Source organism: Methylocella sp. (assembly GCA_037200525.1).
Lineage (GTDB): Bacteria > Pseudomonadota > Alphaproteobacteria > Rhizobiales > Beijerinckiaceae > Methylocapsa.
Window position 1 is genome coordinate 135975 of record JBBCGG010000001.1, and the last position, 20806, is coordinate 156780.

Below are 20806 nucleotides of genomic sequence, written 5' to 3' on the forward strand. Positions count from 1 at the left end.
AACAACGAACTGACGTTTTCTAGCCTATTCAACGCGCCAAGACAAAGACGTCAGGGTTGTTTCCGCCCGCGCGCAAGGGAAAGAGGACAAGGCGCGCCAGTTGCGTTCATCGGCGCGGCCGATGGTCTTCTCATAACAATTCCGCCGAGCCTTTCGGCCCGGCGGAAGTCATCGCCAACGATCCCGAATTTACGCCTACGGGTTGTAGGCGCGTTCGCCGTGCGAGGTAATGTCGAGGCCTTCGAGCTCGGCGTCTTTCCTGACCTTTAGGCCGATGACGAGATCGACGATCTTGTAGAGGATCAACGATCCGATGCCGGACCACAGCAGGGTGAAAAGCACCGTTTTTCCCTGGATCAGCAATTGCGCGGCCATATCATAATTGCCGGGCGAAGCCTCGCCGGGTTTGATCGTGTAGTCGGTGAGGCCGACGCCGCCGAGAGCCGGCGCCACCAATATGCCGGTGGCGATCGCCCCGATGATTCCGCCGATGCAATGCACGCCGAAGACGTCGAGAGAATCGTCGTAGCCGCCCCACCTCTTCACATAATCGACGAAGAAGAAGCAGACTGCGCCGACGACGAGGCCAAGGACGATCGATCCCATCGGTCCCGCAAACCCTGAGGCTGGCGTCACCGCGACAAGGCCGGCGACCGCGCCCGAGATCATGCCGAGCAGCGAGGGTTTGCCCTTTATCGCCCATTCAACGAACATCCAGGAGAGCGTCGCGGCAGAGGTGGCGACGAACGTGTTGACGAAAGCCAGAGCCGTTGTGCCGTTCGACTCGAGGTTGGAGCCGGCGTTGAAGCCAAACCAGCCGACCCAGAGGAGAGAGGCGCCGATCATCGACATCGTGATCGAATGGGGCGGCCCAACTTCGCGCGGATAGCCAATTCGCTTGCCAAGCACGAGACAGCCGACGAAGCCCGCGATGCCCGCATTGATATGCACCACGGTGCCGCCGGCGAAATCGAGCGCGCCCATCTGGTTGAAGTATCCGGCGTTGGCCTGCACCGCCGCGAGAGCGGCTTGCGCCGAAGCCTTGGACGCATCGTCAGTCGCAGCCGCCAGAGCCTTGGCGGCATCGCCCAGCGCGTCCGGGCCGGCCCAGTACCAGACGGCGTGCGCGATCGGGAAGTAGATGAAGGTCACCCAGAGAGCGATGAAGACGATCAGCGCCGAGAACTTCATGCGTTCGGCGAAGGAGCCGATGATGAGAGCCGGCGTGATGCAGGCGAAGGTCATCTGAAACGCCATATAGACATATTCAGGAATGACGACTCCATTGGAGAAGGTCGCGACGTTTGTGGACGGATCAACCCCTTTCAGGAAGGCCCTGTCAAATCCGCCGATGAACGCGTTCCAATTCGTGCCGAGCAGCGGAAATGCGTCATGCGAGCCCTCGGTAAAGGCGAGCGAATAGCCGTAAACGACCCAGATGATCGAAACCAGCGCGACGATCATAAAGACCTGGGAGAGCACAGACGCCATGTTCTTGGTTCGCACCAAGCCGCCATAGAAAAGCGCAAGGCCAGGAACCGACATCATCAGAACGAGCGCGGTGGAGACTAGCATCCATGCGGTGTCGCCCTTATTGGGCACAGGGGCCGGCGCTGCGGCGGGGTCTGCGAAGGCAAGGCCGGCGGTGGCGCATGCCGCGAGAAGACCTAGGCCGATCGCCCGCGATCTGATCGGTGGAGGAAACGAAATCGTCATTGTCAAACTCTCCTTACGGATCTTGAATAAAGAAGGGTCAAAGAGCGTCGAGATCCCGTTCGCCGGTGCGGATTCGCACGGCCTGATCGAGTCCGCTTACGAAGATTTTGCCGTCTCCGATCTCACCGGTGCGCGCGGCGGCGCTGATGGCGTCGATCGTCGAGTTGACCAGTTCGGGCGCGACGGCGACTTCGACTTTCAGCTTCGGCAAAAAGCTGACCGCATATTCCGCGCCGCGATAAATTTCCGTGTGACCTTTTTGGCGTCCATAACCTTTAACTTCGGTCACCGTCATCCCGTGCACGCCGAGATTCATCAGCGCGTCGCGAACATCGTCCAACTTGAACGGCTTTATAATCGCTGTAACGATTTTCATGTTGGTTGTCCTGGTTGTGTCTACCTGAGGGCCGTCGATATCCGTTCGTGAGCCGACCCGCCGCCAACAGCAAAACGCCTGAGAGTGGCCATGCTTGCGCTGTTACTTGCAAGCGCTGGGCCGTTCGGCGCCAGGCTGCCGCTTTTTTGCCTAAAGCGGGCCATTTCTGATGTTAAGGCCACGTTTGCATATCCGCAAATGTCCACGACGAGCGCTCCACAACGTCGCTCGCTGTCCGTCCGCGGATGAAACGGCGAAAATCGCATGAACCCGAGCAAAAAAATCTTTTTTGCCGAAGTTTTGCGCTAGGCGGCTCGTTCGACGCATCGAAGATGTTCGAAACGGCGCGAAATTAATCTGAAATGCAGTCAAACGAGGATTTTTAGAAAGTTCTCGTCTTCGGGCGCATCAACCCTTCCTGCACCACGGAAGCGACAAGCCGCCCATCGCGGGAGAATATCAGGCCGCGCGCCAGGCCCCGCGCGCCGCCGGAGTTTGGGCTGTCTTGGGCGTAGAGCAGCCATTCGTCGGCGCGAAACGACCGGTGGAACCACAAAGCGTGGTCGAGGCTGGCGATTTGCAGGTCGGCGTCGAACACGCGATGGCCATGGGCGAGCAGCGCCGTGTCGAGAAGGGTCATATCGGAGAGATAGGCGAGCACGGCGCGATGGATGGCCGGATCGTCGGGAAGCGCCCCGGCCGCGCGCAGCCAGACGTCTTGCTTTGGCGCTCCCGCCTCATGCCGGATATAGCGCGATGGATCGACGGCGCGCGTTTCGATTGGTCGGTCGCTGGCGAACCAGCGACGAATCGGCTCCGCCATAACGGCGCCGAAGCGCTCGACCATTTCGGCCTCGCTCGGCAGGGTTTCCGGCGAGGGGACGTCCGGCATGGCGACAGAATGTTCGAGGCCCGGCTCCTCGATCTGAAACGACGCGGACAGCGAAAAAATTGCGCGGCCATGCTGTATGGCGTTGCAGCGCCGAGTGGCGAAGCTTTGGCCATCGCGCAGGCGATCGACTTCATAAATGATCGGCGCTGAGGGATCGCCCGGCAAAAGGAAATAACCATGCAGCGAATGCGGCGCGCGGCCGGGAACGGTGCGGGCCGAGGCGACGAGCGCCTGGGCGATCACGAGGCCGCCGAAAACCCGCTGCCAGCCGACTTGCGGACTGCGGCCGCGAAAAATATTCGCCTCAATCTTTTCGAGATCAAGGATATTGAGAAGTTCGACTACGGCGGGAGAGGTTGGTTGGGGCATGGCGACATGAGTTTGCGTTCGGCAGTCGGTGGTGACGGTTGCGACCGCCGCCGTCAAGCCAGAGGATAGCCTCGTCTCGACAAACCCAGGGAGCAATTTGTAGCGCGCCCGCCTCAGATCGCGATCAAGCCTACCGCAGCGCTTTCGAGACATCCTCTACGGGCTGCTTCGAATCCATTTTGATGGTTTTAATTTTACCGTCTGCGCCCTCCATCGCGGCGGCGAGATCGACGCTGCGGATCGACTGGTCGTTAAACGTCCTAAAATACCATTTCAGATTCTTGAGGTCGGCGACGCTCGTCCAGAGCGTATATTCGCCTTGCGCTGCGCTCTGGTCCTGATCGCGCACCGAGCCAAGCGGAATGTCGAACGCGTTCAGAATATGAAAAGCTTGGAGAACGGCCTCGGGCGCGGTCGCAGGTTGGAGCGCAGACTGTGAGAACGCCACCGCCCGGACCAATCGCGCCGGGGGTGTGTAATCGCCAGGCAAACCATGCAATCCGCTGCCTTGGCCAAACTGAACTATCTTGAGGCCGGACAGCTGAATCGGCGGGACGTTGGTCGCGCTGAGGTTCACGTAATTGCGCAAATTCGTCATGTGCCAATCGAATGTCGGCGAGTTGGTCACGACGCCCAGCGGATTGTCGTAGATCTTGAGCCCTCCCTCGACCGGCTCGATCACAACGGATTTGCCGCTGCGATCATGGACGACGAAATGGACCGGCGGCGCCTGTTTGATCGCCTCGAGGACGACGGGAAGCAAAACCACATTGGCGAAGTTTGCTTTGACTTCGTCGACGCTCGCGAAATTGCCGAGAAGCCAGTTGCCATATTCGTGCGGCGCCATGCCGCGCGGCGTATTTTCCTTGGTCTGTTGCTGGTAGGACGCGTAACCGGGAAAGTAGAATAGGCCGACGTAGAGTCCCTGATCGTTGATGCCGTCGATGATGTCCGGGAGCCCCACCGCATTGGCCCCAAGCATGCCGTATTTGGTGGTATAGGCAATGCCCTTGCCGCCGTCCGGCGTCGAGCCCGTGATCGTCGTTTGCTTGGGAATGATCACGACGTCAGATTGAAGATCGAAGCCGAATTCCAAGGTGCGGCCAGGAACGACGCCGCCATCGGCGGCTATCAAACGAATGCCTGTGCACGCCTCCGCCGCCGGCGCAAATGCTAGAATCACCGCCAATATGGCGATCGCCCATCGCTCGATCATGGTTGCCCCCGAAGGTTCTAGCCGGCTGGCGCTGAAGCGCCAAAGCGGCTGGACGCTGCCCAACCTCACTTTTTTGCTCGCTTTGCCTTCGCCGCTCCGGGCGCGCCTTTATCGGCTCGCAAAACTAGGCGGCCTCCGATAGTGCGAGGCCGCTTGATCTTGCATCGCTCGCTTCCGATTCAGATGATTGGATGGATGCGGCGGCGCTCGGGGCGTCGACGACGGATAATTCACCCGTTTTCACAAGGCTCGCGCTATTCTTTACCTAGTAAAGCGTAAGCTGACGCCTGTTGTTTTGCAACATTTATTGCAATCAATCGCCGAGCGGCCGCGCTTCTTCTGGCAACATGATTGGAATGCCGTCCCGTATCGGATAGGCGAGCTTGGCCGCGCGGGAGATCAGTTCCTGGTTTTGCGCGTCATATTCGAGGGTTGTCTTGGTGCGGGGACAGACCAGGATTTCAAGCAGCCGCGGGTCGATCCGCGAGGATTCAGGGGCAGGCTTGCCGCTGGCCTTTTGGTGTTTGTCCGACATCAACACAATCCTTATGGCGTGGCGAAATCTGACGCCTTATTGCAGAGTTTGCGGCGCGTTTTTGCCGCGCGCGAGTTCGATCTCGGTAATCGCCACCAATACGTCGGCCCGGCCTTTGAGATCCTGCGCTTCGAGCAGCGCCTGTTTTTCCTTGGCTCCGAATGGACTCATCATCGAGAGAGCATTGACCAAAGCCTCATTCGGGGCCTCGTTAATGCTGTCCCAGTCAAGCTGAAGATCGTTGGTTTCAGCGAAATCGCGCAAAGTTCGCAATACGCCTTCGCGGTCAACGAGATCCTCTCCCGCGCGCGGGCTGAAATCGATGAGGAATGGGGTGAAATCGGCGCGGCACTCCCGATAGGGCGTCGATGTCGCAATTTCCTCGACCATCTTGAATCGCGCTATGCCGGTTAGAGTGACGAGATAACGACCATCGCCGGTTTCCGCCAGCTGGGTGATGCGTCCGGCGCAGCCGACGGGGAACAGCCCAGGGGCCGCCGCCTCGGGGTCGGGCTGGATCATCCCGATGATGCGCGCGCCTCTTATGGCGTCATCGACCATGGCGAGATAACGCGGTTCAAAAATATTCAGCGGCAATTGGCCACGCGGCAGCAGAAGGGCCTTGGACAAGGGAAATATGGGAAATGATGCGGGCAGCTCGTCCGGGGAGCGGTAGCCATTGTTCATGCTCATATTTAGATCCTCGGTCTCCCGAAATTTGCTCCCCTCCATCCAACATATATCTCTTGCAAGTAAAAAACCACGGCGGTCGCGGATCACGCCTGCAAAAGCAGGCTCACCACATCGTCTGGATGCGTGATCATTACGTCGTGGGGCGCGGCAAGCTCAATATAGCTCCACCCCGGCCACGAACGCACCAGCCGACTTGAACTCTCGATTACCGGATTGGACGGTTGGGTGCAACGCACAAGGTGCGCGGCAACCCATTGCCGACAGGGTTCTGAAGCTTCAAGGGGTTCGTATAGGCCCCGAGCGGATGCGGGGTCAACCGCCGCAGCACCCAATCATAGTCGGCTGTCCCCTCCTTGAGGCCCCCGACGGCGGGCAGGATTTGCGGCGGAGGAACGGCGAGGCCGCTGTTGGCGCTTTCGGCGGCTTTAATGCGCGCTTCGACAACATCAGCGGGATAGAGCGAGAAGGCGCTGCGGCCGCTTTCTATCACATTTGCGTCGAGGTAAACGAGATGAGCGATCGACTGAGGGATGCGGTCGGCGACGCCGGAGATCGGGATGCCGCCAAAACTATGGCCGACAAGAACCACCTCCCTCAGCTCTTCCGATTGGATGACTCCAACGAGATCCTCGACAAATGTGTCGATGGCGATGTCTCGGCTCAAAAGATGGGCGCGATCGCCCATGCCGCTATAGCTTGGGGCGAAGACCGAATGGCCAAGGCCGCGCAGGCGATCGCCACCGGCCGCCAGCACCATCCGCCATGCCAGGAGCCATGCGCCAACACAAAGGTTTTCGGCTTCGCCGTCTGTCCGACCGCAGACCCGGCGCCCAGCGCGGAGACCGCCGCAATGGGAACGCCGGTCATCGCATTCAGCACATTTCGCCGCGTGGCCCGCTGCGACGGGCCGGCATTCATGAAAACAACAGCGTCGAGAGCCTCTTGCGCGCCGAAATCGTCGCCGGATCCATCGGACCCCATGCCTCGAAAAATTGAAGCAATTGCTTGCGGGCTCCGTCCTCGCGCCAGCTGCGGTCGCGCCGGATAATGTCGAGCAGGGCGGCGGCGGCCTCATCCCGCTGATTTTGCGCGCTGAGCGCGATTGCGTAATCGAACCGGGCTTGATGATCGTTCGGATCGGCTTCGATCTTTCGCTTCAAATCGGAAAAATCGCCGATCGAGGCCGCCTGTTCGGCAAGATCGAGGGCGGCTCTCGCGCCGATCACCCCCGCGTCGCGATCGCCGCTCGCCGGGACGGACGCCAGAATTGCTTTCGCCCTTTCGAGTTCGCCAGTCGCGATGAAGATTTTGGCGAGGCTCGCGACAGCTGCGAGATCGCTCGGGTTTTCGGCGATGATCGCGGCATATATTTCCGCGGCGCCCGCAGCATCGCCCGCCGCGAGCAAAGCCTCGGCCTCAGCTGGAAGGTCCGACTCGCCTCCGAGCGGTCCAACCAGCCGCTCTACAAAGCCGCGCACCTCGGATTCCGGCAACGCGCCCATAAAACCATCGACCGGCTGCGAACGCTGGAAGGCGATCACGGCCGGGATGGAGCGGACCCCCAGGCGGCCGGCGATTTCCGGGTATTCGTCAATGTTCATTTTGACCAGCTTGATCTTGTCGCCGGCCAATTGCACAATTTTTTCGAGAATCGGCGTCAGCTGCTTGCAGGGCTCGCACCAAGGGGCCCAGAAATCGACGAGAACCGGCTGACGCGCCGATTCCGCGATGACGTCCACGCCGAAGCTCGCGGTGGTCGTGTCCTTAACGGAAGACGATGCTTGCGCCCCAGTTGCGCTCGGCTTGGCTTGCCCCGCACCCAGGCCGTATAATCCCGCCATGTTCGGCTCTCCTTTGACAGCGTCTTGCCGCTGATGTTTTTGCACTGCCAAAATGCGTCTTCGTCAGCCAAACCGCAACCCTCGTTCGAGCTTTTGGCCGCAACCGCCCCCTTGACATCGTCGTCGCGAATTGACCGTCATTTGGAGCCGGCATGCGCGAAAGCGCACAGCGCGCCAGTCTGAGGGCGCATAGGAAATCATTGTGAAACCCTTGCACGACGCTCCGCCTCGCGATGTGACCGACCGACTTGAGCAGCGTCTCGGGAGAGCCGCCGCGCGCCAGCGTCTCGCCATTGAGGACAATCACCAGCCCCGCCCGTTTGGGCAGGGGTTGGATTTCCTTGAGAAATGGTCTCTCCCTACGCTCTTGCGCGCTGCCCTGCAGCTCAGCGGCCTATACGGGCGGGGACAGCGGAACGCCGCCCGCGTAGAGCTGCGCCGCAACGTCATCGCCTCGCCGCGTCTGCCCCGCGCCTTCGACGGCTTCACGATTCTCCACCTCAGCGACCTCCACATCGAAATGAGCGGACCCGCGATGGAGCAGGTCGCAGAGCTCGTCGCTGGGCTCGACCATGATATTTGCGTGATGACCGGCGATTACCGGGGCGGCACAAGCGGGCCGTTCGAGCCGGCGCTGAAGGGCGTCGCCCAGCTCTGCGCCAAGCTGCAGCGCCCCATTTATGGCGTCCTTGGCAACCATGACACGATCAAAATGGTGCCTGGCCTCGAGGACATCGGCGTCAGTATGTTGCTGAATGAGTCCGTCCGCATCGATCGCGGCGATCAGGCGATCTACCTCGCCGGGATCGACGATGCTCATTCCAGGGTCGCCAATATCGAGAAATCCGCATCAGGCGTGCCTTCCGGCGAATTCTCAATCCTATTGTCCCATACGCCCGAAATGTACCGGCAAGCCTCAAGCGCTGGCTTCGACGCAATTCTCGCCGGGCACACGCATGGCGGCCAGATCTGTCTGCCCGGCGGCATTCCGATCACATTGGATTCCGCCTTGCCCCGGGCATTCGGCGCAGGGCCCTGGAAATACAATAATATGACCGGCTATACCTCCGTCGGAGCGGGATCCTGCGTCGTCGCCGTTCGGCTGAATTGTCCTCCCGAAATCACCTTGCATCGACTGCAGCGGAGTTGAGCCCTCGGAAGTTCGGCGGCTGCTCGGCTTCAGTATGGCCGCTCGCGGATCTTGAGGCTGAACAGGGCGCGAGAGAGCACGATCTCGCCAACCCAGAATAAAGCGGCGCCGATCACCGCGTCATGCGCGGAAAGGCCAAGCGCATCCTTGCAGGCCAGTAAAGGAAAAAGGCTTTCCGGCGCCTGATCAAGTCCTGGCGCCATGCTTTGAGAGGGGAGCTTGAGGCGCCGTTTGACAAAGCTCGACAGCATATCGCCAGCCATGGCGGCGAGCGCCGCGAGCGCTCCCACCGTCCAGGGCAACGCCAGCGCGACCGCAGCCAGCGAGGTTGCAACAACGCTAAGAACAACGCCGCGAATCGTCTTGGATTTTCCTAGCAGGGGCGTTCCATCGGGGAAGCGGAGGCCGAAGTCTACCCGCCACTCACACCAACCGCCGAAAATTCTGCGGCCGAGCAATGGAGCGCCATTGGCGACCAGCACGAGCAAGAGTCCTCTGACGATCAGCCAGACATGCATGTCTTGACCCCGGCGCACGCCGTACTCGTCGACAAGCCAACCCGGAAAAGTGCGTTAAACGCAGGGGCCTCGGCGAAGTTCCGCTTCAACGGGGCATTCCCCTGGGGAGCTGGTCGCGGCTGCGAGCGCTGATCTGGTGCGTCCAAGGCCTTAGGTCTATTTTCCGAGCATCAGCTCCAGATTTTGCAGGGCGGCGCCCGAGGCGCCTTTGCCGAGATTGTCGAGCTTGGCGACGAGAACCGCCTGCCGCTGCGCCTCATTAGAGAAGACCCGCAACTCAAGATCATTGCTTCCGTTGAGCGACTCCGGCTCAATCCTGCCGGACGCCTCGGGCGGCAAAACCTTGACGGCGCGCGCGCCAGCGTAATGGGCTGCGAGAGCAGCTTCAAGATCGGCGGCCTTGGGCTTTCCCGGCAACTCATCGAGAAAGAGCGGGATGTAGACCAGCATTCCCTGGGCGAAATTGCCGACCGAGGGCGTAAATATCGGACGGCGTTTGAGCCCGCTGTAGCGCTGGATTTCCGGCACATGCTTATGCTCGAGGCCAAGCCCATAGCCTTCGTAGGCGGGGGCCGCGCCGCGCTCGTAATCGGCGATCATCGTCTTGCCGCCGCCTGTGTAGCCGGAGACGGCATTGATGGTGATCGGAAAATCCGCCGGTATGATGCCCGCATCGACAAGAGGACGGAGCAGCGCGATCGCGCCGGTAGCATAGCAGCCCGGATTCGACACCAGCTTTGCAGCGCGTATAGCTTCAGCCTGACCCGGCGCGAGTTCGGGAAAGCCATAAATCCAGCCTTCCGCGACCCTGTGTGCGGTCGAGGCATCGAGAACGCGCGGCGCCTTGTCTCCCAAGGTCGCGATGATTGCGAGGGTTTCGCGCGCTGCGTCATCGGGCAGACACATAATGACAAGATCGACGCTCGAAAGCAGCGCTTTCTTGGCATCCGGATTCTTGCGCTGATCCGGCGGCAGATCGACGAGCTCTATGCCCTTTTGCTCGGTGAGACGCGCCCTTATCCCAAGGCCAGTCGTTCCGGATCCGCCGTCGATGAAGATTTTTCCGTGCATGGCCGCAGCCTCTGGGCGAAAAGATTAGTTCAACTTCCACCGACCGCGCTGCGTTTTTGTGAAGGCGCGATCGAACCGGCAAGAAAAAGGCGGCCACCGGCCGCCTTGATCGTAACCTCTGTAAAAGATGGTTAACGTTTCGAGAACTGGAAGCTCCGGCGGGCTTTTCTCTTGCCGTATTTTTTGCGCTCGACGATGCGCGAATCGCGGGTCAAGAACCCTTCCTTCTTAAGGACGCCGCGCAGCTCCGGCTCAAAAGCGACAAGCGCCTTGGAGAGGCCGTGCCGAACCGCGCCAGCCTGCCCCGAGAGGCCGCCGCCCGCAACGGTCACCATCATATCATATTGATCGACGCGCTTGGCCGCGCCGAGGGGCTGCTGCAAAATCATGCGCAGGACGGGACGGGCAAAATAGATTTCGAGCGAACGTCCGTTCACGACGACCTTGCCCGAGCCGGGCTTGATCCAGACGCGGGCGACTGCATTCTTGCGCTTGCCGGTAGCGTAAGCGCGTCCCTGGGGATCAAGCTTTTGAACATAACGCGGCGCTTCCTGCTGGACTGCATCGGCAGCGGCCGCGGCGGTTGCGGTCTTCAGATCCTGAAGCGAAGACAAAGTCTCGGCCATAGTCAGACATTCCTCGCATTCTTGGAGTTGAGGCTGGCGACATCGAGCGTAACCGGCTGCTGCGCCGCGTGCGGATGCTCGCTGCCCGTGTAAACCCGCAGGTTAGCGAACTGCCGCCGACCGAGCGGTCCTTCGGGAAGCATGCGCTCTACGGCTTTTTCGACGATGCGCTCAGGGAACCGTCCATCAAGAATGAACTTGGCCGTCCGCTCCTTGATGCCGCCCGGATAACCGGTATGGTGATGATAAACTTTGTTCTCGCGCTTGCGGCCCGTGAACACTACCTTTTCGGCATTGATGACGATGATATTATCGCCGGTGTCCATGTGCGGCGTATATTTAGGCTTGTGCTTTCCGCGCAATCGCATGGCGATCACCGTCGCAAGTCTGCCGACGACGAGGCCGGTGGCGTCGATCAGCACCCACTTTTTATCGATGTCCGCGGGCTTCGCGGAAAACGTCTTGCCGAACATGAGTTTGGTTCCATGCATAAGGGCCGCGCAGCATCCGCGCCAACCACCGTGTGCGTGAAGGCCTTGTAGGATGATGCCCAGCCCGCGTCAAGACATTCTGTGTGAGCGGGTCAAAAATAAATCTACCTGAAACAATGACTTGCGCAATGCGGTATTACGATACCTGTCAATTCGTCGGCCGCCGCGATCACCGCCTTGACGAAATTCGCCGAAAGGCGCCCCACTCTTGGCGGCGCGGGAAGGATTCCCAACATGGCTAAGGCTAATGAAATCGATTATCCCGATGCGCTGTTGCGCGACGTTTTGCGCAAGGTCAAAACCATCGCCATCGTCGGAGCGTCCGAGAAAGCGGACAGACCGTCGCATCAAGTATCAGCATTTCTCCTCTCGCGCGGCTATCGCGTCATCGGCGTCAATCCCGGCCTCGCCGGACGCGCAATTCTCGGCGCGCCCTTTGTCGGCCGCCTGAAGGATTTGCCCGAACCCATCGACATGGTGGATATTTTCCGAAATTCGGAGGCCGCCGGGGCGGTCGTCGACGAAGCGCTGGAGCTGGAGCCGCTTCCCTTGGTGATCTGGATGCAGCTTGGCGTGCGCAACGAGGCCGCCGCCGCCCGCGCCAAGGCTCGTGGCGTCGAAGTCATCATGAACCGCTGCCCGAAGATCGAATATGACCGGTTGCGGCTAGCTCAAGACTGACGCTGGATCTTTTTCGCGCCGCTTCATCCCAAAACGCCGCGCCTTTTCGCGATCGCGCTCTACCTCCCCTTGGAGAGCGCCTGCGCGTGGACGACGGCCATGGCGAGGACGATCATCGCGAAGGCCTGATGCAGCAGGCCGGCCCAAAGCGGCACGACGAGAACAAGCGTCGCGACGCCGATGAAAGCCTGGGCGGCGACGAGCCCCGTCACCGCCGTGGCGCGGCGGGCGGCGGCGCTTGGTCCAACTTTGATGGAAATATAGAGCGCCTGCCCCAGCGCGAAAATCAGCAGCGCATAGGCGACCATGCGGTGCTGGAATTGAACGGTCAAAATATTGTCGACGAAATTGCGCCAGAGCGGCTGGAACAAACTCAGCTGATCGAGCGGCGGGATGAACTGCCCATCGATCAGCGGCCAAGTGTTATAGGCCCGCCCTGCGCGCAGGCCCGCGACAAGCGCGCCAAGGCCGATCTGGACCAGCACGAGAATAATGAAAGCGCAGGCCAGCGGCAGCAGCCGCGCCGGAAGCGCAACCTTGACTTCGCGTTGACGCAGCGAAGCCGCGAGCCAGACCAGCGCGGCGAACGTCACCGATGCAAGCAAAAGATGAATGGTGAGCCGCTCTTGCGCGACTTCGACGCGTCCCGAAAGGCCGGATTTGACCATCCACCAGCCAACGAACCCCTGCAGCGCGCCGAGCGCCAATATGCCGAGAAGTTTGGGCTTCAGCCCGGTGGGGAGCATGCCCTTGATCCAGAAAAAGATCAGCGGCAACGCGGTTGCAAGGCCGATCAGGCGGCCAAGAAGCCGATGGCTCCATTCCCAAAAGAAAATGAACTTGAAGCCGGCAAGATCCATATTCGGGAAAACTTCGGCATATTGGGGAATCTGCTTGTAGTTCTCGAATTCCGCCTGCCAATCCGCGGCGCTGAGCGGCGGAATGACGCCGGTTAGGGGTTTCCATTGCGTGATCGACAAGCCGGACTCGGTGAGCCGCGTCGCGCCGCCGACGACGACCATCAAAAACACCAGCGCGGCGAGGCTCCATAGCCAGATCGCAACGGCGCGGTGCCCTTTATCGCTCTCCTTGGCGAAAGTCGCCTGGCGCAGCGGCGACGGATCGTAAACCCAGGTCATGTGGATCCCCTCGCGCCAGCCGCGATATCTCGCAAGCGGTTAGCGCTTTTTCGGCAAATCAATTAAATCTTGCCGACCGACTTAGAGCCCTTGCAGGGCGAAGTCTACGCGCAGCCTGTCGCAGACGCGCCTTGAAATGGATCTAGAGGGAATCATGCGGATTCGAACTCGCAAATTCATCGGCGCGATCGTCATGACCGGATTTGTGATCGTCTACGCGCTGGTCGCCATGGCTCTCGCGCAGGCGCGTCCCCTGCAAGAAGCGTCCGGATTGATTCAAGGGCTGAGCTATGCGGCGCTGGGCCTTGCCTGGATTTTGCCGCTGATGCCTTTGATCAGGTGGATGCAGAAGCCCGACGCTTGAGCCGCATACCCCTTGTTAAGCCGCGTCCTGACCAAGCCTTGCGTGAACCCGGATCGGCGCGCCTATGACCAAAATCTCCCCAGCGCCGCATTCGAGCAGCTCGGCCTCGGCTTTGCGGATGGCGCCCTCAGGAGGGTTCGGCGGCGCGGCCAGCACCACGAAATCGGCCGCGCCGGCGAGTATTTTCGCCATATCGTCGGCGTCGAGCGGAGGCGCGAGCAGCCAAATAAAATCATAGGTGCGCGCCAACGCGTCGAGGATGCGCCCGAGTTCGCCAATGTCGATCGGCCCGGCGTCGCCCAGGGGCGCAAAATGAAGCCGCGATTCAGGATCGCGGCGGATGACCTCGTCGAATGAGGCGGTCCCCGAAACAAGATCGCTCAACCCCGGCGCCCCACACTCCGGGAGAGCCTCAGCATTGGCTGCGTCAAGCGAAACGACAATTGAGCGCCCTTCGCGCGCAAGAAGACGCCCCAGCGCCAACATCACATTCGGCGCCGCGAGGGCGTCAGCCAATCTTGCGCCGACGATGCGGACGCCGCCGCCGGGGCGCCTTGCCGATAGGACGCGCCGCGCGACCTCCGCCAAAGCTTGCGCGTTCTCCGCTTCCGCGCGGTTCAAATTCGCGGACCTGCGGACCTGCGGACCAAGACGCGCGGTCTCCTTGAGGCGAACAAAAACGTCAGCCTGTCCCAGGGCGCGAGGCGGCGCCTCGGGCTCCTCAATTGGCGCGCGCAAGCGGACGACGGGGCGCCGCATCGCTCTAAAGACAAGCGCTCCGAGCATGGTTATGGCGGCGACGCCGCCGCACAGCGCGAGCAGCAAAGTCCGGTTTGGAGGGGCGGGGCGCCGCGGCGGCGTCGCGCGGGCGACGACGATCCCGGATTCGGCGTCGGAGCGCATTTCGAGATACAGATCGGCAATTCGATTGGCGGCGTTTGCCGCAAGGTCGCGATCGTCGGACCGGAACGCGATCCTGATCAGCCCCGTCGCCGGCGAGGCGTTGACGGTCAGGCGATCCTCATAGGATTTGAGGATGCGCTCATCCGCGCTCATCCGCACCGGATCGCGCATAAGACCAGTCAGAATAAGCGCGCGAGAGATGAGCCCGACGCCGCCATGCGCGACCGGATCGAATTCGGGCCGGGCTTCAATCCCTAGCTCCTTGATGGCGCGGCGGGCAAGATCCCGCGAGGCCACCAGCCGTTCCGCGCCTCTGGCCGCGAATTCGGCGTTATTTTCTACATTTGCCGGATTGGTCGGGCCATCGACGAGAATCTGCGCCTCGCCGCGATATTGCGGCGTCGTCAGCAGCAGAAAGAGGCCGAGAGAAAACAGAGCCGCGATCGGCGCTCCGATCAGCCCCCATTTGCACGTGACGAGAACGTCGCGAAAACGGTCGATTGTGGGGGAACGCTCCGGGCTCGGCTCATTCCAGTCCAGCCAGTCCATCGCCGACTCCAGAATTCTTAACGACGCCATGAGACGCCGTTAAGGTTTCCGAGTGGTTAACGATCCATCCTTCGGCTGTGGATATCCGCGCAGCCGGCCCCTTGGCCGCGCCTCGCGTTATCGGCCCGAGCTCAACCCAGCGATGCGGGTCGCGGCGCGCAAAGTATTGCTCATCAACATGGCGATCGTCATGGGCCCGACGCCGCCAGGAACCGGCGTGATGGCCGCGGCGCGGTCGAGCATTTCCGCGAAGGCTACGTCGCCGACAAGCCGCGTCTTCGCCACGGCGGACGCGTCTTTTGACGGCGCCGGGATCCGGTTGATGCCGACGTCGATGACGATGGCGCCGGGTTTGATCCAATCACCGCGAATCATTTCGGGACGCCCGACAGCGGCGATCAGCACATCCGCGCGCCCGACCGTAGCTGCAAGATCGCGCGTGCGGGAATGAGCGATGGTCACTGTCGCGTTGCGCCCGAGCAGCAATTGCGCGATCGGCTTGCCGACGAGATTGGAGCGGCCGACGACAACGGCCTCGGCGCCGGAGAGGTTGAAGTTGAGCGCAGCAGCGGCCTTTTCGAGCAGAACCATGCAGCCCGCCGGCGTACAGGGCACCAGCGCGCGTTCAAAATCCCCAATTGCAAGCAGACCGGAATTAATCGGGTGCAGGCCGTCGACGTCTTTGTCCGGGGAAATAGATTCGATGATGCGGGTGGCGTCGGCCCCACCCGGCAACGGCAATTGCAGCAGGATGCCATGGATCGCCGGATCGGCATTGAGCTTCTGGATCAGCGCGATGAGTTCGGCTTCGCTCGTCGTCGCCGCGAGATCGTACTGAACGGAATGAAAACCGCAGGCCTTCGCAGCCTTTCCTTTCGCCCCGACATAAACCTGGCTCGCAGGATCGGCGCCGACAAGAATTACGGCAAGACCTGGCTTCAGACCTTGGGAGGAGAGGCCGCGGACCTTTTCCGTAATCCCCGCCAGAACCTCTTCCGAGCCGCGTTTGCCGTCGATCAGAAGGGCCCTGCCGCTTGAGGGGCGCAAGACGCCGCTTTCCACGGTTGGCGTCGTCGTAGGGGCCAGGGACATCCGATATTCTCCAGGTGAACGCTTGGGGCGGGCGGTAAATCTTTTGTCAGAATTTGGCGGCGCTGCCAAGCTGGCTTCGCCGACGGCCTTGATAGCCGCCCAACGCATGATCAATCGCCGTGACAATCAGCCCCAGTCCGAAAAACGCCACAAGCAGGAAAAGCGCGTTGAGGCCGACATGAGCATAGCCAAGCTTAGTCACGTCGATGAATGGATAGGGGTAAATTCCAAAAGCCGCCCCCCGCAGCAGAATATATATCAAGTACAGAATCGGAAAGACGAGCCAGAGGGCCGGGTCGCTCCATCGAAGGCGCCTTTTCGGCGTACAGGCCGCCCAATAGACTGGGTAGAGGATCGGCATCGCGCCATGCAAAACGCCATCTGCAAGCAATTGCAAGCCTTGCGGGTTCCATAAATTGCGCAGCAAAACCGCGTAGACCACGCCGACAATGATTATGTAAACGACGAGCCCCGCCCTGGCGCTTGGCCGCAATAGCATTTGGTCGGATTGCGGCCGCAGGGCTGAAAGCGTTAAAACCAGCGCCACAAGCATATTCGTTTCGATCGTGAAGAAGCTGAAAAAACGGACCAGCGACGCTGCGACCGACAGATTTTCCGAAACGGCGTGGTGAATGTTGAGGGACAACTGCACAATCACGCCGAACCAGGCGAGGACGGCGAGGACCGCTGCGGCGATGCGCGCCAAACCTGACGGCGGCATCGTTCCAAGGCGCATCTTTCCTTCCAAGCCGCTGGGCATGAAACATCTCCTCTAGAGCGCGTCGGGGCGCGAAACTGGTTCGCCGACGGGCACGACTGGTGCTTCTGACTATATGCTCGCTCTCGCAGGCAACGCCAAATCAGCGCCGCCGCCGCCCGCAGTTGCGAATTTCGACCCGGCAGCTCTAGGCCGCTGAATGCGTATATAACGCAACGTGATGCGCGACGGCGCCCGGCTCCAGAACGCGCATCGATGGCTTGGCGAAGAGATCGCCGCAAAAATCCTGCGGATCGCCGTATCCGGTCCAGCTCTCGACCGCGAGGAATGGCGCGTCCGGTCTCGACCAAAGCGCAAAATGGGAGAAATTCGAGGTCTCGATCAGCAGCGCCGCGCCATCCTTGCGCTCGAAGCGAAGGCTGCGGCTGCGGGCGTTCAGAAAACACAGCGCCTCATGCGCAAAGAGTTCAGGGTCGAGGCTGAGCTTGCGGCCAACGAGCGGCGTTTTGCGGCGGCTCTCCAAAAAAAGCCCCTGCTTCGAGATTTCCGGGACCAGCGGATCTTCTTCCGCCGCGAATATGATTGCGTAGTCGCCGCGCGCGCCGCCGGCGAAAGGCCAGCGGAAGCCCGGATGCAGCCCGCAGGCGTAGGGCATCGGCCCCGCGCCGCGATTCTCGACGGTCAAGGTGGTGGCGAGACCGCGTTCCGACAAAGCGTAAGTCAGGCAAAGCCAGAACGAGAACGGATAGCGCGCCAGCGTGGCTTCGTTGCTGGCGAGGGTGAGCCGGGCTCGATCGGACGCGAGGCTTTGGGCGCAAAAATCCATGCCGCGCGCAAAACCGTGCAGGCCGAGGGGATAGGCCTCGCCCGCGACGCGAACCTCGCCGCCATTTGTCCAGCCGACAATGGGAAACAGGATTGGCGCTGTCTCGGCCCAAACGGCAGGATCGCTTTCCCACAAAAGAGGCGCTCCGCCGATGCTCCACTGAAGCAGCTCGGCGCCGCGAAGGGCGATCGTCGCGCGAGCCGCCCCGCAAATGAGTTCTATGCTGTCCATCAGGTCTCGGGGTTTAGCAGACGCCATCGCAACCTCTCCGACCGCGCAGGAAGTCGCCGATGTTGCCTCTGCGACAAGATCCGCAGCGAGGGGCAACACGCCAGAAAACGCAACCGAATATAGCCCCATTGCAACCATCGTGTGTGCAATCTCACAACGAACAAGCATAAAGAGCGCCATGAAGCCTCTCGCTATCGTCCTTTTCAGCCTCTGCCCCGCTCCAACTGATCAGCCAAACGAATCATGTGCGGCTGTGTCTTGCGGATATCTTGGCCGGTCGTGGCCGAAGTCAGGCCCCGACGACCGCCGCCTCGCGCCAATGGCTTTGGCGCCGGCTGGCAAACGCGCTAGGCTTCTCAGTCGATTGCAAAAAAAGCCGCAGCCTCGATGCGCGACCTCGCGCCAAACGCTGGAAAGTCAAAAGGTGAAGCAGACTCTAGCGCCCTCTCGCATCCCCTCCTTTCGAAACCTGTTTCGACTGCAGGGCTTTTTCGGCAAATACGTCGCCTATTTCGTTGGGCTGGTGCTGTTTGTTCTGACGATCAGCAGCGTGATCGACATGTGGATCACCTACCGCGACACCAAAAACGCGCTGCTCCACTCAGAGAGCGAAAAAGCCGATGATGCGGCGGAGCGGATCGAGCAATTCATCAATCACCTCGAGCGCCAGATGAGCTGGGCCACTCGGGCGAGCGCCCTAACCCCCGACCAGCGCAAGGAGGACTATCAGCGCATTCTCGAAAAGACGCCGGCAATCGCCGAAATCGTGCAAGTCGATGGCGCCGGCAAGGAAGCGCTGGCCCTCACTCGGGATGGCTCAGTGACGCGTACGGGCGATGATTGGACTCTGGCCGCGGCTTATCGCGCAGCCCATGGAGATGACGCCTGGTTCGGGCCGGTAGAGTTTGGTCCGAACGGGCCGCGCATGCAGATGGCGATGGCCGATGCCGGCAAAGGCGGCGGCTTCGTGGTCGCCGAGATAGAACTCAAATATCTGTCCGACATTCTCAACGGAGTTCGCGCCGAACCCGGCATCTCGGCCTATATCACGACCATCGATGGCGCCCTTGTCGCGCATACGGATTCAAGGCTCGTCCACCGCAATCTCAACTTGTCTCGGCTGCCTCAGGTGCAGGCGCTCGAGAAGTCGGAGCCCGCCCTCGATATTGGCGATGACATCGAGGGCCGCACCGTTCTGAGCTCATCGGCGACAATACCGCGCATGAACTGGCTATTGTTCGTCGAGGAGCCTGTCTCGATGGCTTTTGGATCCGTCTTTACGCTGCTTGTCCGGCTGCTTTGGCTGTTCTTGATCGCGCTTATTCTTTGTGTCTGCGCAGGCATGCTGCTGGCGCGCCGGATGAGCGTGCCCATACGCGCCGTGCAGGCGGGAGCCTTACGCATCGCGACCGGCGACTTCACTCACGATATTGAAGTTCACACCGGCGACGAGATCGAGGTTCTTGCACATGAGTTCAATCGCATGGCCGCGCAACTGCGTGAATTTTACGCAAGGCTTGAGCAAAAGGTCGAGGATCGCACGCGCGACCTCGCCCAATCGGTGCGCGAACTGAAAGCGCTTGAGGAAATCGGCCGCGCCTTGGCCGGATCGCTCGAATTGAACGAGGTTCTATCCACGATTTTGACTCGCGCGGTCGAACTCACGGAAGCCGACGGCGGCGCGATCTATAGTTTCGATCGCGAGCGCAATGCGTTCCATCTCGCCGAGGCGCATGGGCTCGAGCCTTCTTTCGTCGAGGCCCTGCGCGAAGTGAAACTGACCCGTCTTGACGGGCTGCTTGGCGAAGTAGCGGAACATGGCCGGACATTGCAGATCCCGCAAATCAGCGAGGCGGAGGGCTTTCCGTTGAAGGCGGCGACTCTCGCGGCCGGTTTCCAGTCCGCTCTGGTTGTCCCTCTCATCGGACCCGATGGCGCGCTCGGGGCGCTGCTCGTTGAAAGTCGCAAGTCCGGGCGCTTTGCGGAGAACAAGGTCAGTCTGATGCAGACCTTTGCGCATCAGTCGGTGCTTGCCATGCATAATGCGCGGCTGTTTCGCAGAGCCGAGGAGAACGCGCGGCAACTCGCCACGGCCAGCGAGCACAAGTCGCAATTCTTCGCCAATATGAGCCATGAATTGCGCACGCCGCTGAATGCGGTTTTGGGTTATGCCGAATTATTGCGGGATGGTCTTTACGGCGAGCTGCCCGAACGCGCCAAACAGGTTCTGGAGCGCGTTCAAAGCAATGGCGCGCATTTGCTCGGTTTGATCGATGACGTGCTTGATCTCTCCAAGCTTGAGGCCGGCGAATTGTCGCTGGTCCTCGATGAATATTCAATGCGCAACGTAGTCGAACAGGTCGTTGGGACGACCTATTCTCTCGCCCATGCGAAGGGCCTTGCAATTACGCAGGATATCGAGGAGCCGCTGCCGCTCGGGCGAGGCGATGAACGCCGTTTGGTGCAGGTGCTGTTGAACATCATCAGCAATGCGATCAGATTCACCGATAAGGGCGGCGTGATGATAAGGGCGCGCGCAACCGCGGAAATGTTCGAACTCGCCATCGAAGACACGGGACCCGGCATTGCGCCCGAAGACCAGGCCCGCATCTTCGAGGCCTTCCAGCAGGGCGACAACACCAGCACGCGACAAAAAGGCGGGACGGGGCTCGGGCTTTCGATCAGCAAGCGTTTCATCGAAATGCATGGCGGCTCGATAGAAGTCGCCTCGATGCTCGGCGTTGGATCGACGTTCACAATTCGGCTTCCGATCCGCGTCGATCGGCAAAGGGTCGCCGCATGAGGATTT

General features: G+C 60.9%; 21 protein-coding genes. 4 read left to right on the forward strand and 17 right to left on the reverse strand.

Translation table 11 applies throughout. The features are described from left to right. Positions 1-195 precede the first annotated feature (195 nt). The 8 genes from WDN46_00670 to WDN46_00705 form a co-directional block, all read right to left on the reverse strand. On the reverse strand, positions 196-1716 hold the full coding sequence (locus WDN46_00670) for an ammonium transporter (GenBank protein MEJ0091993.1): 1521 nt from the start codon (positions 1714-1716) through the stop codon (positions 196-198). Between the two features lie 37 nt (positions 1717-1753). Continuing rightward, on the reverse strand, positions 1754-2092 hold the full coding sequence (locus WDN46_00675; protein MEJ0091994.1) for a P-II family nitrogen regulator: 339 nt from the start codon (positions 2090-2092) through the stop codon (positions 1754-1756). 382 nt (positions 2093-2474) lie between these two features. Next, on the reverse strand, positions 2475-3353 hold the full coding sequence (gene tesB / locus WDN46_00680) for an acyl-CoA thioesterase II (GenBank protein ID MEJ0091995.1): 879 nt from the start codon (positions 3351-3353) through the stop codon (positions 2475-2477). A gap of 130 nt (positions 3354-3483) precedes the next feature. Further along, on the reverse strand, positions 3484-4569 hold the full coding sequence (locus WDN46_00685) for a choloylglycine hydrolase family protein (GenBank protein ID MEJ0091996.1): 1086 nt from the start codon (positions 4567-4569) through the stop codon (positions 3484-3486). A gap of 313 nt (positions 4570-4882) precedes the next feature. After that, the gene (locus WDN46_00690) at positions 4883-5104 is read right to left on the reverse strand and encodes a Trm112 family protein (protein MEJ0091997.1); all 222 of its coding nucleotides are present in this window, start codon (positions 5102-5104) and stop codon (positions 4883-4885) included. Positions 5105-5140: 36 nt separating this feature from the next. Continuing rightward, complete coding sequence (locus tag WDN46_00695) at positions 5141-5797, reverse strand: LON peptidase substrate-binding domain-containing protein (GenBank protein MEJ0091998.1); 657 nt, start codon at positions 5795-5797, stop codon at positions 5141-5143. A gap of 205 nt (positions 5798-6002) precedes the next feature. Beyond that, entirely contained in the window at positions 6003-6554 is a 552-nt protein-coding gene (locus WDN46_00700; protein MEJ0091999.1) for an alpha/beta hydrolase, read from the reverse strand. Between the two features lie 157 nt (positions 6555-6711). After that, positions 6712-7638 (reverse strand): co-chaperone YbbN, encoded by a 927-nt coding sequence (locus WDN46_00705; GenBank protein MEJ0092000.1) that lies wholly within the window; start codon positions 7636-7638, stop codon positions 6712-6714. A 202-nt stretch (positions 7639-7840) separates the two neighbouring features. Between WDN46_00705 and WDN46_00710 the strand changes: the two genes are divergently transcribed. Then, positions 7841-8788 (forward strand): metallophosphoesterase, encoded by a 948-nt coding sequence (locus WDN46_00710; protein MEJ0092001.1) that lies wholly within the window; start codon positions 7841-7843, stop codon positions 8786-8788. Positions 8789-8817: 29 nt separating this feature from the next. Here the strand turns inward: WDN46_00710 and WDN46_00715 are convergent, their stop codons facing one another. The 4 genes from WDN46_00715 to rplM all read right to left on the reverse strand — a co-directional run bounded on the left by WDN46_00715 (position 8818) and on the right by rplM (position 11476). Continuing rightward, positions 8818-9324 (reverse strand): CDP-archaeol synthase, encoded by a 507-nt coding sequence (locus WDN46_00715; GenBank protein ID MEJ0092002.1) that lies wholly within the window; start codon positions 9322-9324, stop codon positions 8818-8820. Between the two features lie 138 nt (positions 9325-9462). Beyond that, positions 9463-10377, reverse strand: a complete 915-nt coding sequence (argC, locus tag WDN46_00720; protein MEJ0092003.1) for an N-acetyl-gamma-glutamyl-phosphate reductase — start codon at positions 10375-10377, stop codon at positions 9463-9465. 131 nt (positions 10378-10508) lie between these two features. Beyond that, entirely contained in the window at positions 10509-11003 is a 495-nt protein-coding gene (gene rpsI / locus WDN46_00725; GenBank protein ID MEJ0092004.1) for a 30S ribosomal protein S9, read from the reverse strand. Positions 11004-11005: 2 nt separating this feature from the next. Further along, on the reverse strand, positions 11006-11476 hold the full coding sequence (rplM, locus tag WDN46_00730) for a 50S ribosomal protein L13 (GenBank protein ID MEJ0092005.1): 471 nt from the start codon (positions 11474-11476) through the stop codon (positions 11006-11008). Positions 11477-11728: 252 nt separating this feature from the next. Between rplM and WDN46_00735 the strand changes: the two genes are divergently transcribed. Continuing rightward, the gene (locus WDN46_00735; protein MEJ0092006.1) at positions 11729-12175 is read left to right on the forward strand and encodes a CoA-binding protein; all 447 of its coding nucleotides are present in this window, start codon (positions 11729-11731) and stop codon (positions 12173-12175) included. A gap of 59 nt (positions 12176-12234) precedes the next feature. Here the strand turns inward: WDN46_00735 and WDN46_00740 are convergent, their stop codons facing one another. Further along, positions 12235-13314 (reverse strand): COX15/CtaA family protein, encoded by a 1080-nt coding sequence (locus tag WDN46_00740; GenBank protein ID MEJ0092007.1) that lies wholly within the window; start codon positions 13312-13314, stop codon positions 12235-12237. Positions 13315-13468: 154 nt separating this feature from the next. Here WDN46_00740 and WDN46_00745 point away from each other — a divergent pair, with 154 nt between their 5' ends. Next, complete coding sequence (locus tag WDN46_00745) at positions 13469-13678, forward strand: DUF2842 domain-containing protein (GenBank protein MEJ0092008.1); 210 nt, start codon at positions 13469-13471, stop codon at positions 13676-13678. A 15-nt stretch (positions 13679-13693) separates the two neighbouring features. Here the strand turns inward: WDN46_00745 and WDN46_00750 are convergent, their stop codons facing one another. From WDN46_00750 to WDN46_00765, 4 genes are all read right to left on the reverse strand, one after another. Continuing rightward, the gene (locus WDN46_00750) at positions 13694-15160 is read right to left on the reverse strand and encodes a hypothetical protein (GenBank protein ID MEJ0092009.1); all 1467 of its coding nucleotides are present in this window, start codon (positions 15158-15160) and stop codon (positions 13694-13696) included. A gap of 87 nt (positions 15161-15247) precedes the next feature. Beyond that, positions 15248-16222 (reverse strand): bifunctional methylenetetrahydrofolate dehydrogenase/methenyltetrahydrofolate cyclohydrolase FolD, encoded by a 975-nt coding sequence (folD, locus tag WDN46_00755; protein ID MEJ0092010.1) that lies wholly within the window; start codon positions 16220-16222, stop codon positions 15248-15250. Between the two features lie 46 nt (positions 16223-16268). Then, positions 16269-16982: a Pr6Pr family membrane protein gene (locus WDN46_00760; protein MEJ0092011.1), complete on the reverse strand. Its 714-nt coding sequence runs from the start codon at positions 16980-16982 to the stop codon at positions 16269-16271. Positions 16983-17127: 145 nt separating this feature from the next. Continuing rightward, positions 17128-18177, reverse strand: coding sequence for an aldose 1-epimerase family protein (locus tag WDN46_00765; protein ID MEJ0092012.1), 1050 nt, complete (start codon positions 18175-18177; stop codon positions 17128-17130). Positions 18178-18421: 244 nt separating this feature from the next. On the opposite strand from WDN46_00765, the gene WDN46_00770 reads away from it, so the two are divergent. Further along, entirely contained in the window at positions 18422-20800 is a 2379-nt protein-coding gene (locus WDN46_00770) for an ATP-binding protein (GenBank protein MEJ0092013.1), read from the forward strand. Positions 20801-20806 lie beyond the last annotated feature (6 nt).

What these genes read in the sequence shown, in the direction of transcription:
- WDN46_00695 (MEJ0091998.1), bottom strand. Translation starts at nt 5,797, where the DNA reads ATGAGCATGAACAATGGCTACCGCTCCCCGGACGAGCTGCCCGCATCA.
- WDN46_00700 (MEJ0091999.1), bottom strand. Translation starts at nt 6,554, where the DNA reads ATGGTGCTGGCGGCCGGTGGCGATCGCCTGCGCGGCCTTGGCCATTCG.
- folD (MEJ0092010.1), bottom strand. Translation starts at nt 16,222, where the DNA reads ATGTCCCTGGCCCCTACGACGACGCCAACCGTGGAAAGCGGCGTCTTG.
- WDN46_00705 (MEJ0092000.1), bottom strand. Translation starts at nt 7,638, where the DNA reads ATGGCGGGATTATACGGCCTGGGTGCGGGGCAAGCCAAGCCGAGCGCA.
- rplM (MEJ0092005.1), bottom strand. Translation starts at nt 11,476, where the DNA reads ATGTTCGGCAAGACGTTTTCCGCGAAGCCCGCGGACATCGATAAAAAG.
- WDN46_00670 (MEJ0091993.1), bottom strand. Translation starts at nt 1,716, where the DNA reads ATGACGATTTCGTTTCCTCCACCGATCAGATCGCGGGCGATCGGCCTA.
- WDN46_00750 (MEJ0092009.1), bottom strand. Translation starts at nt 15,160, where the DNA reads ATGGCGTCGTTAAGAATTCTGGAGTCGGCGATGGACTGGCTGGACTGG.
- WDN46_00765 (MEJ0092012.1), bottom strand. Translation starts at nt 18,177, where the DNA reads ATGGCGCTCTTTATGCTTGTTCGTTGTGAGATTGCACACACGATGGTT.
- WDN46_00745 (MEJ0092008.1), top strand. Translation starts at nt 13,469, where the DNA reads ATGCGGATTCGAACTCGCAAATTCATCGGCGCGATCGTCATGACCGGA.
- rpsI (MEJ0092004.1), bottom strand. Translation starts at nt 11,003, where the DNA reads ATGGCCGAGACTTTGTCTTCGCTTCAGGATCTGAAGACCGCAACCGCC.
- WDN46_00735 (MEJ0092006.1), top strand. Translation starts at nt 11,729, where the DNA reads ATGGCTAAGGCTAATGAAATCGATTATCCCGATGCGCTGTTGCGCGAC.
- tesB (MEJ0091995.1), bottom strand. Translation starts at nt 3,353, where the DNA reads ATGCCCCAACCAACCTCTCCCGCCGTAGTCGAACTTCTCAATATCCTT.
- WDN46_00690 (MEJ0091997.1), bottom strand. Translation starts at nt 5,104, where the DNA reads ATGTCGGACAAACACCAAAAGGCCAGCGGCAAGCCTGCCCCTGAATCC.
- WDN46_00740 (MEJ0092007.1), bottom strand. Translation starts at nt 13,314, where the DNA reads ATGACCTGGGTTTACGATCCGTCGCCGCTGCGCCAGGCGACTTTCGCC.
- WDN46_00685 (MEJ0091996.1), bottom strand. Translation starts at nt 4,569, where the DNA reads ATGATCGAGCGATGGGCGATCGCCATATTGGCGGTGATTCTAGCATTT.
- WDN46_00675 (MEJ0091994.1), bottom strand. Translation starts at nt 2,092, where the DNA reads ATGAAAATCGTTACAGCGATTATAAAGCCGTTCAAGTTGGACGATGTT.
- argC (MEJ0092003.1), bottom strand. Translation starts at nt 10,377, where the DNA reads ATGCACGGAAAAATCTTCATCGACGGCGGATCCGGAACGACTGGCCTT.
- WDN46_00760 (MEJ0092011.1), bottom strand. Translation starts at nt 16,982, where the DNA reads ATGCCCAGCGGCTTGGAAGGAAAGATGCGCCTTGGAACGATGCCGCCG.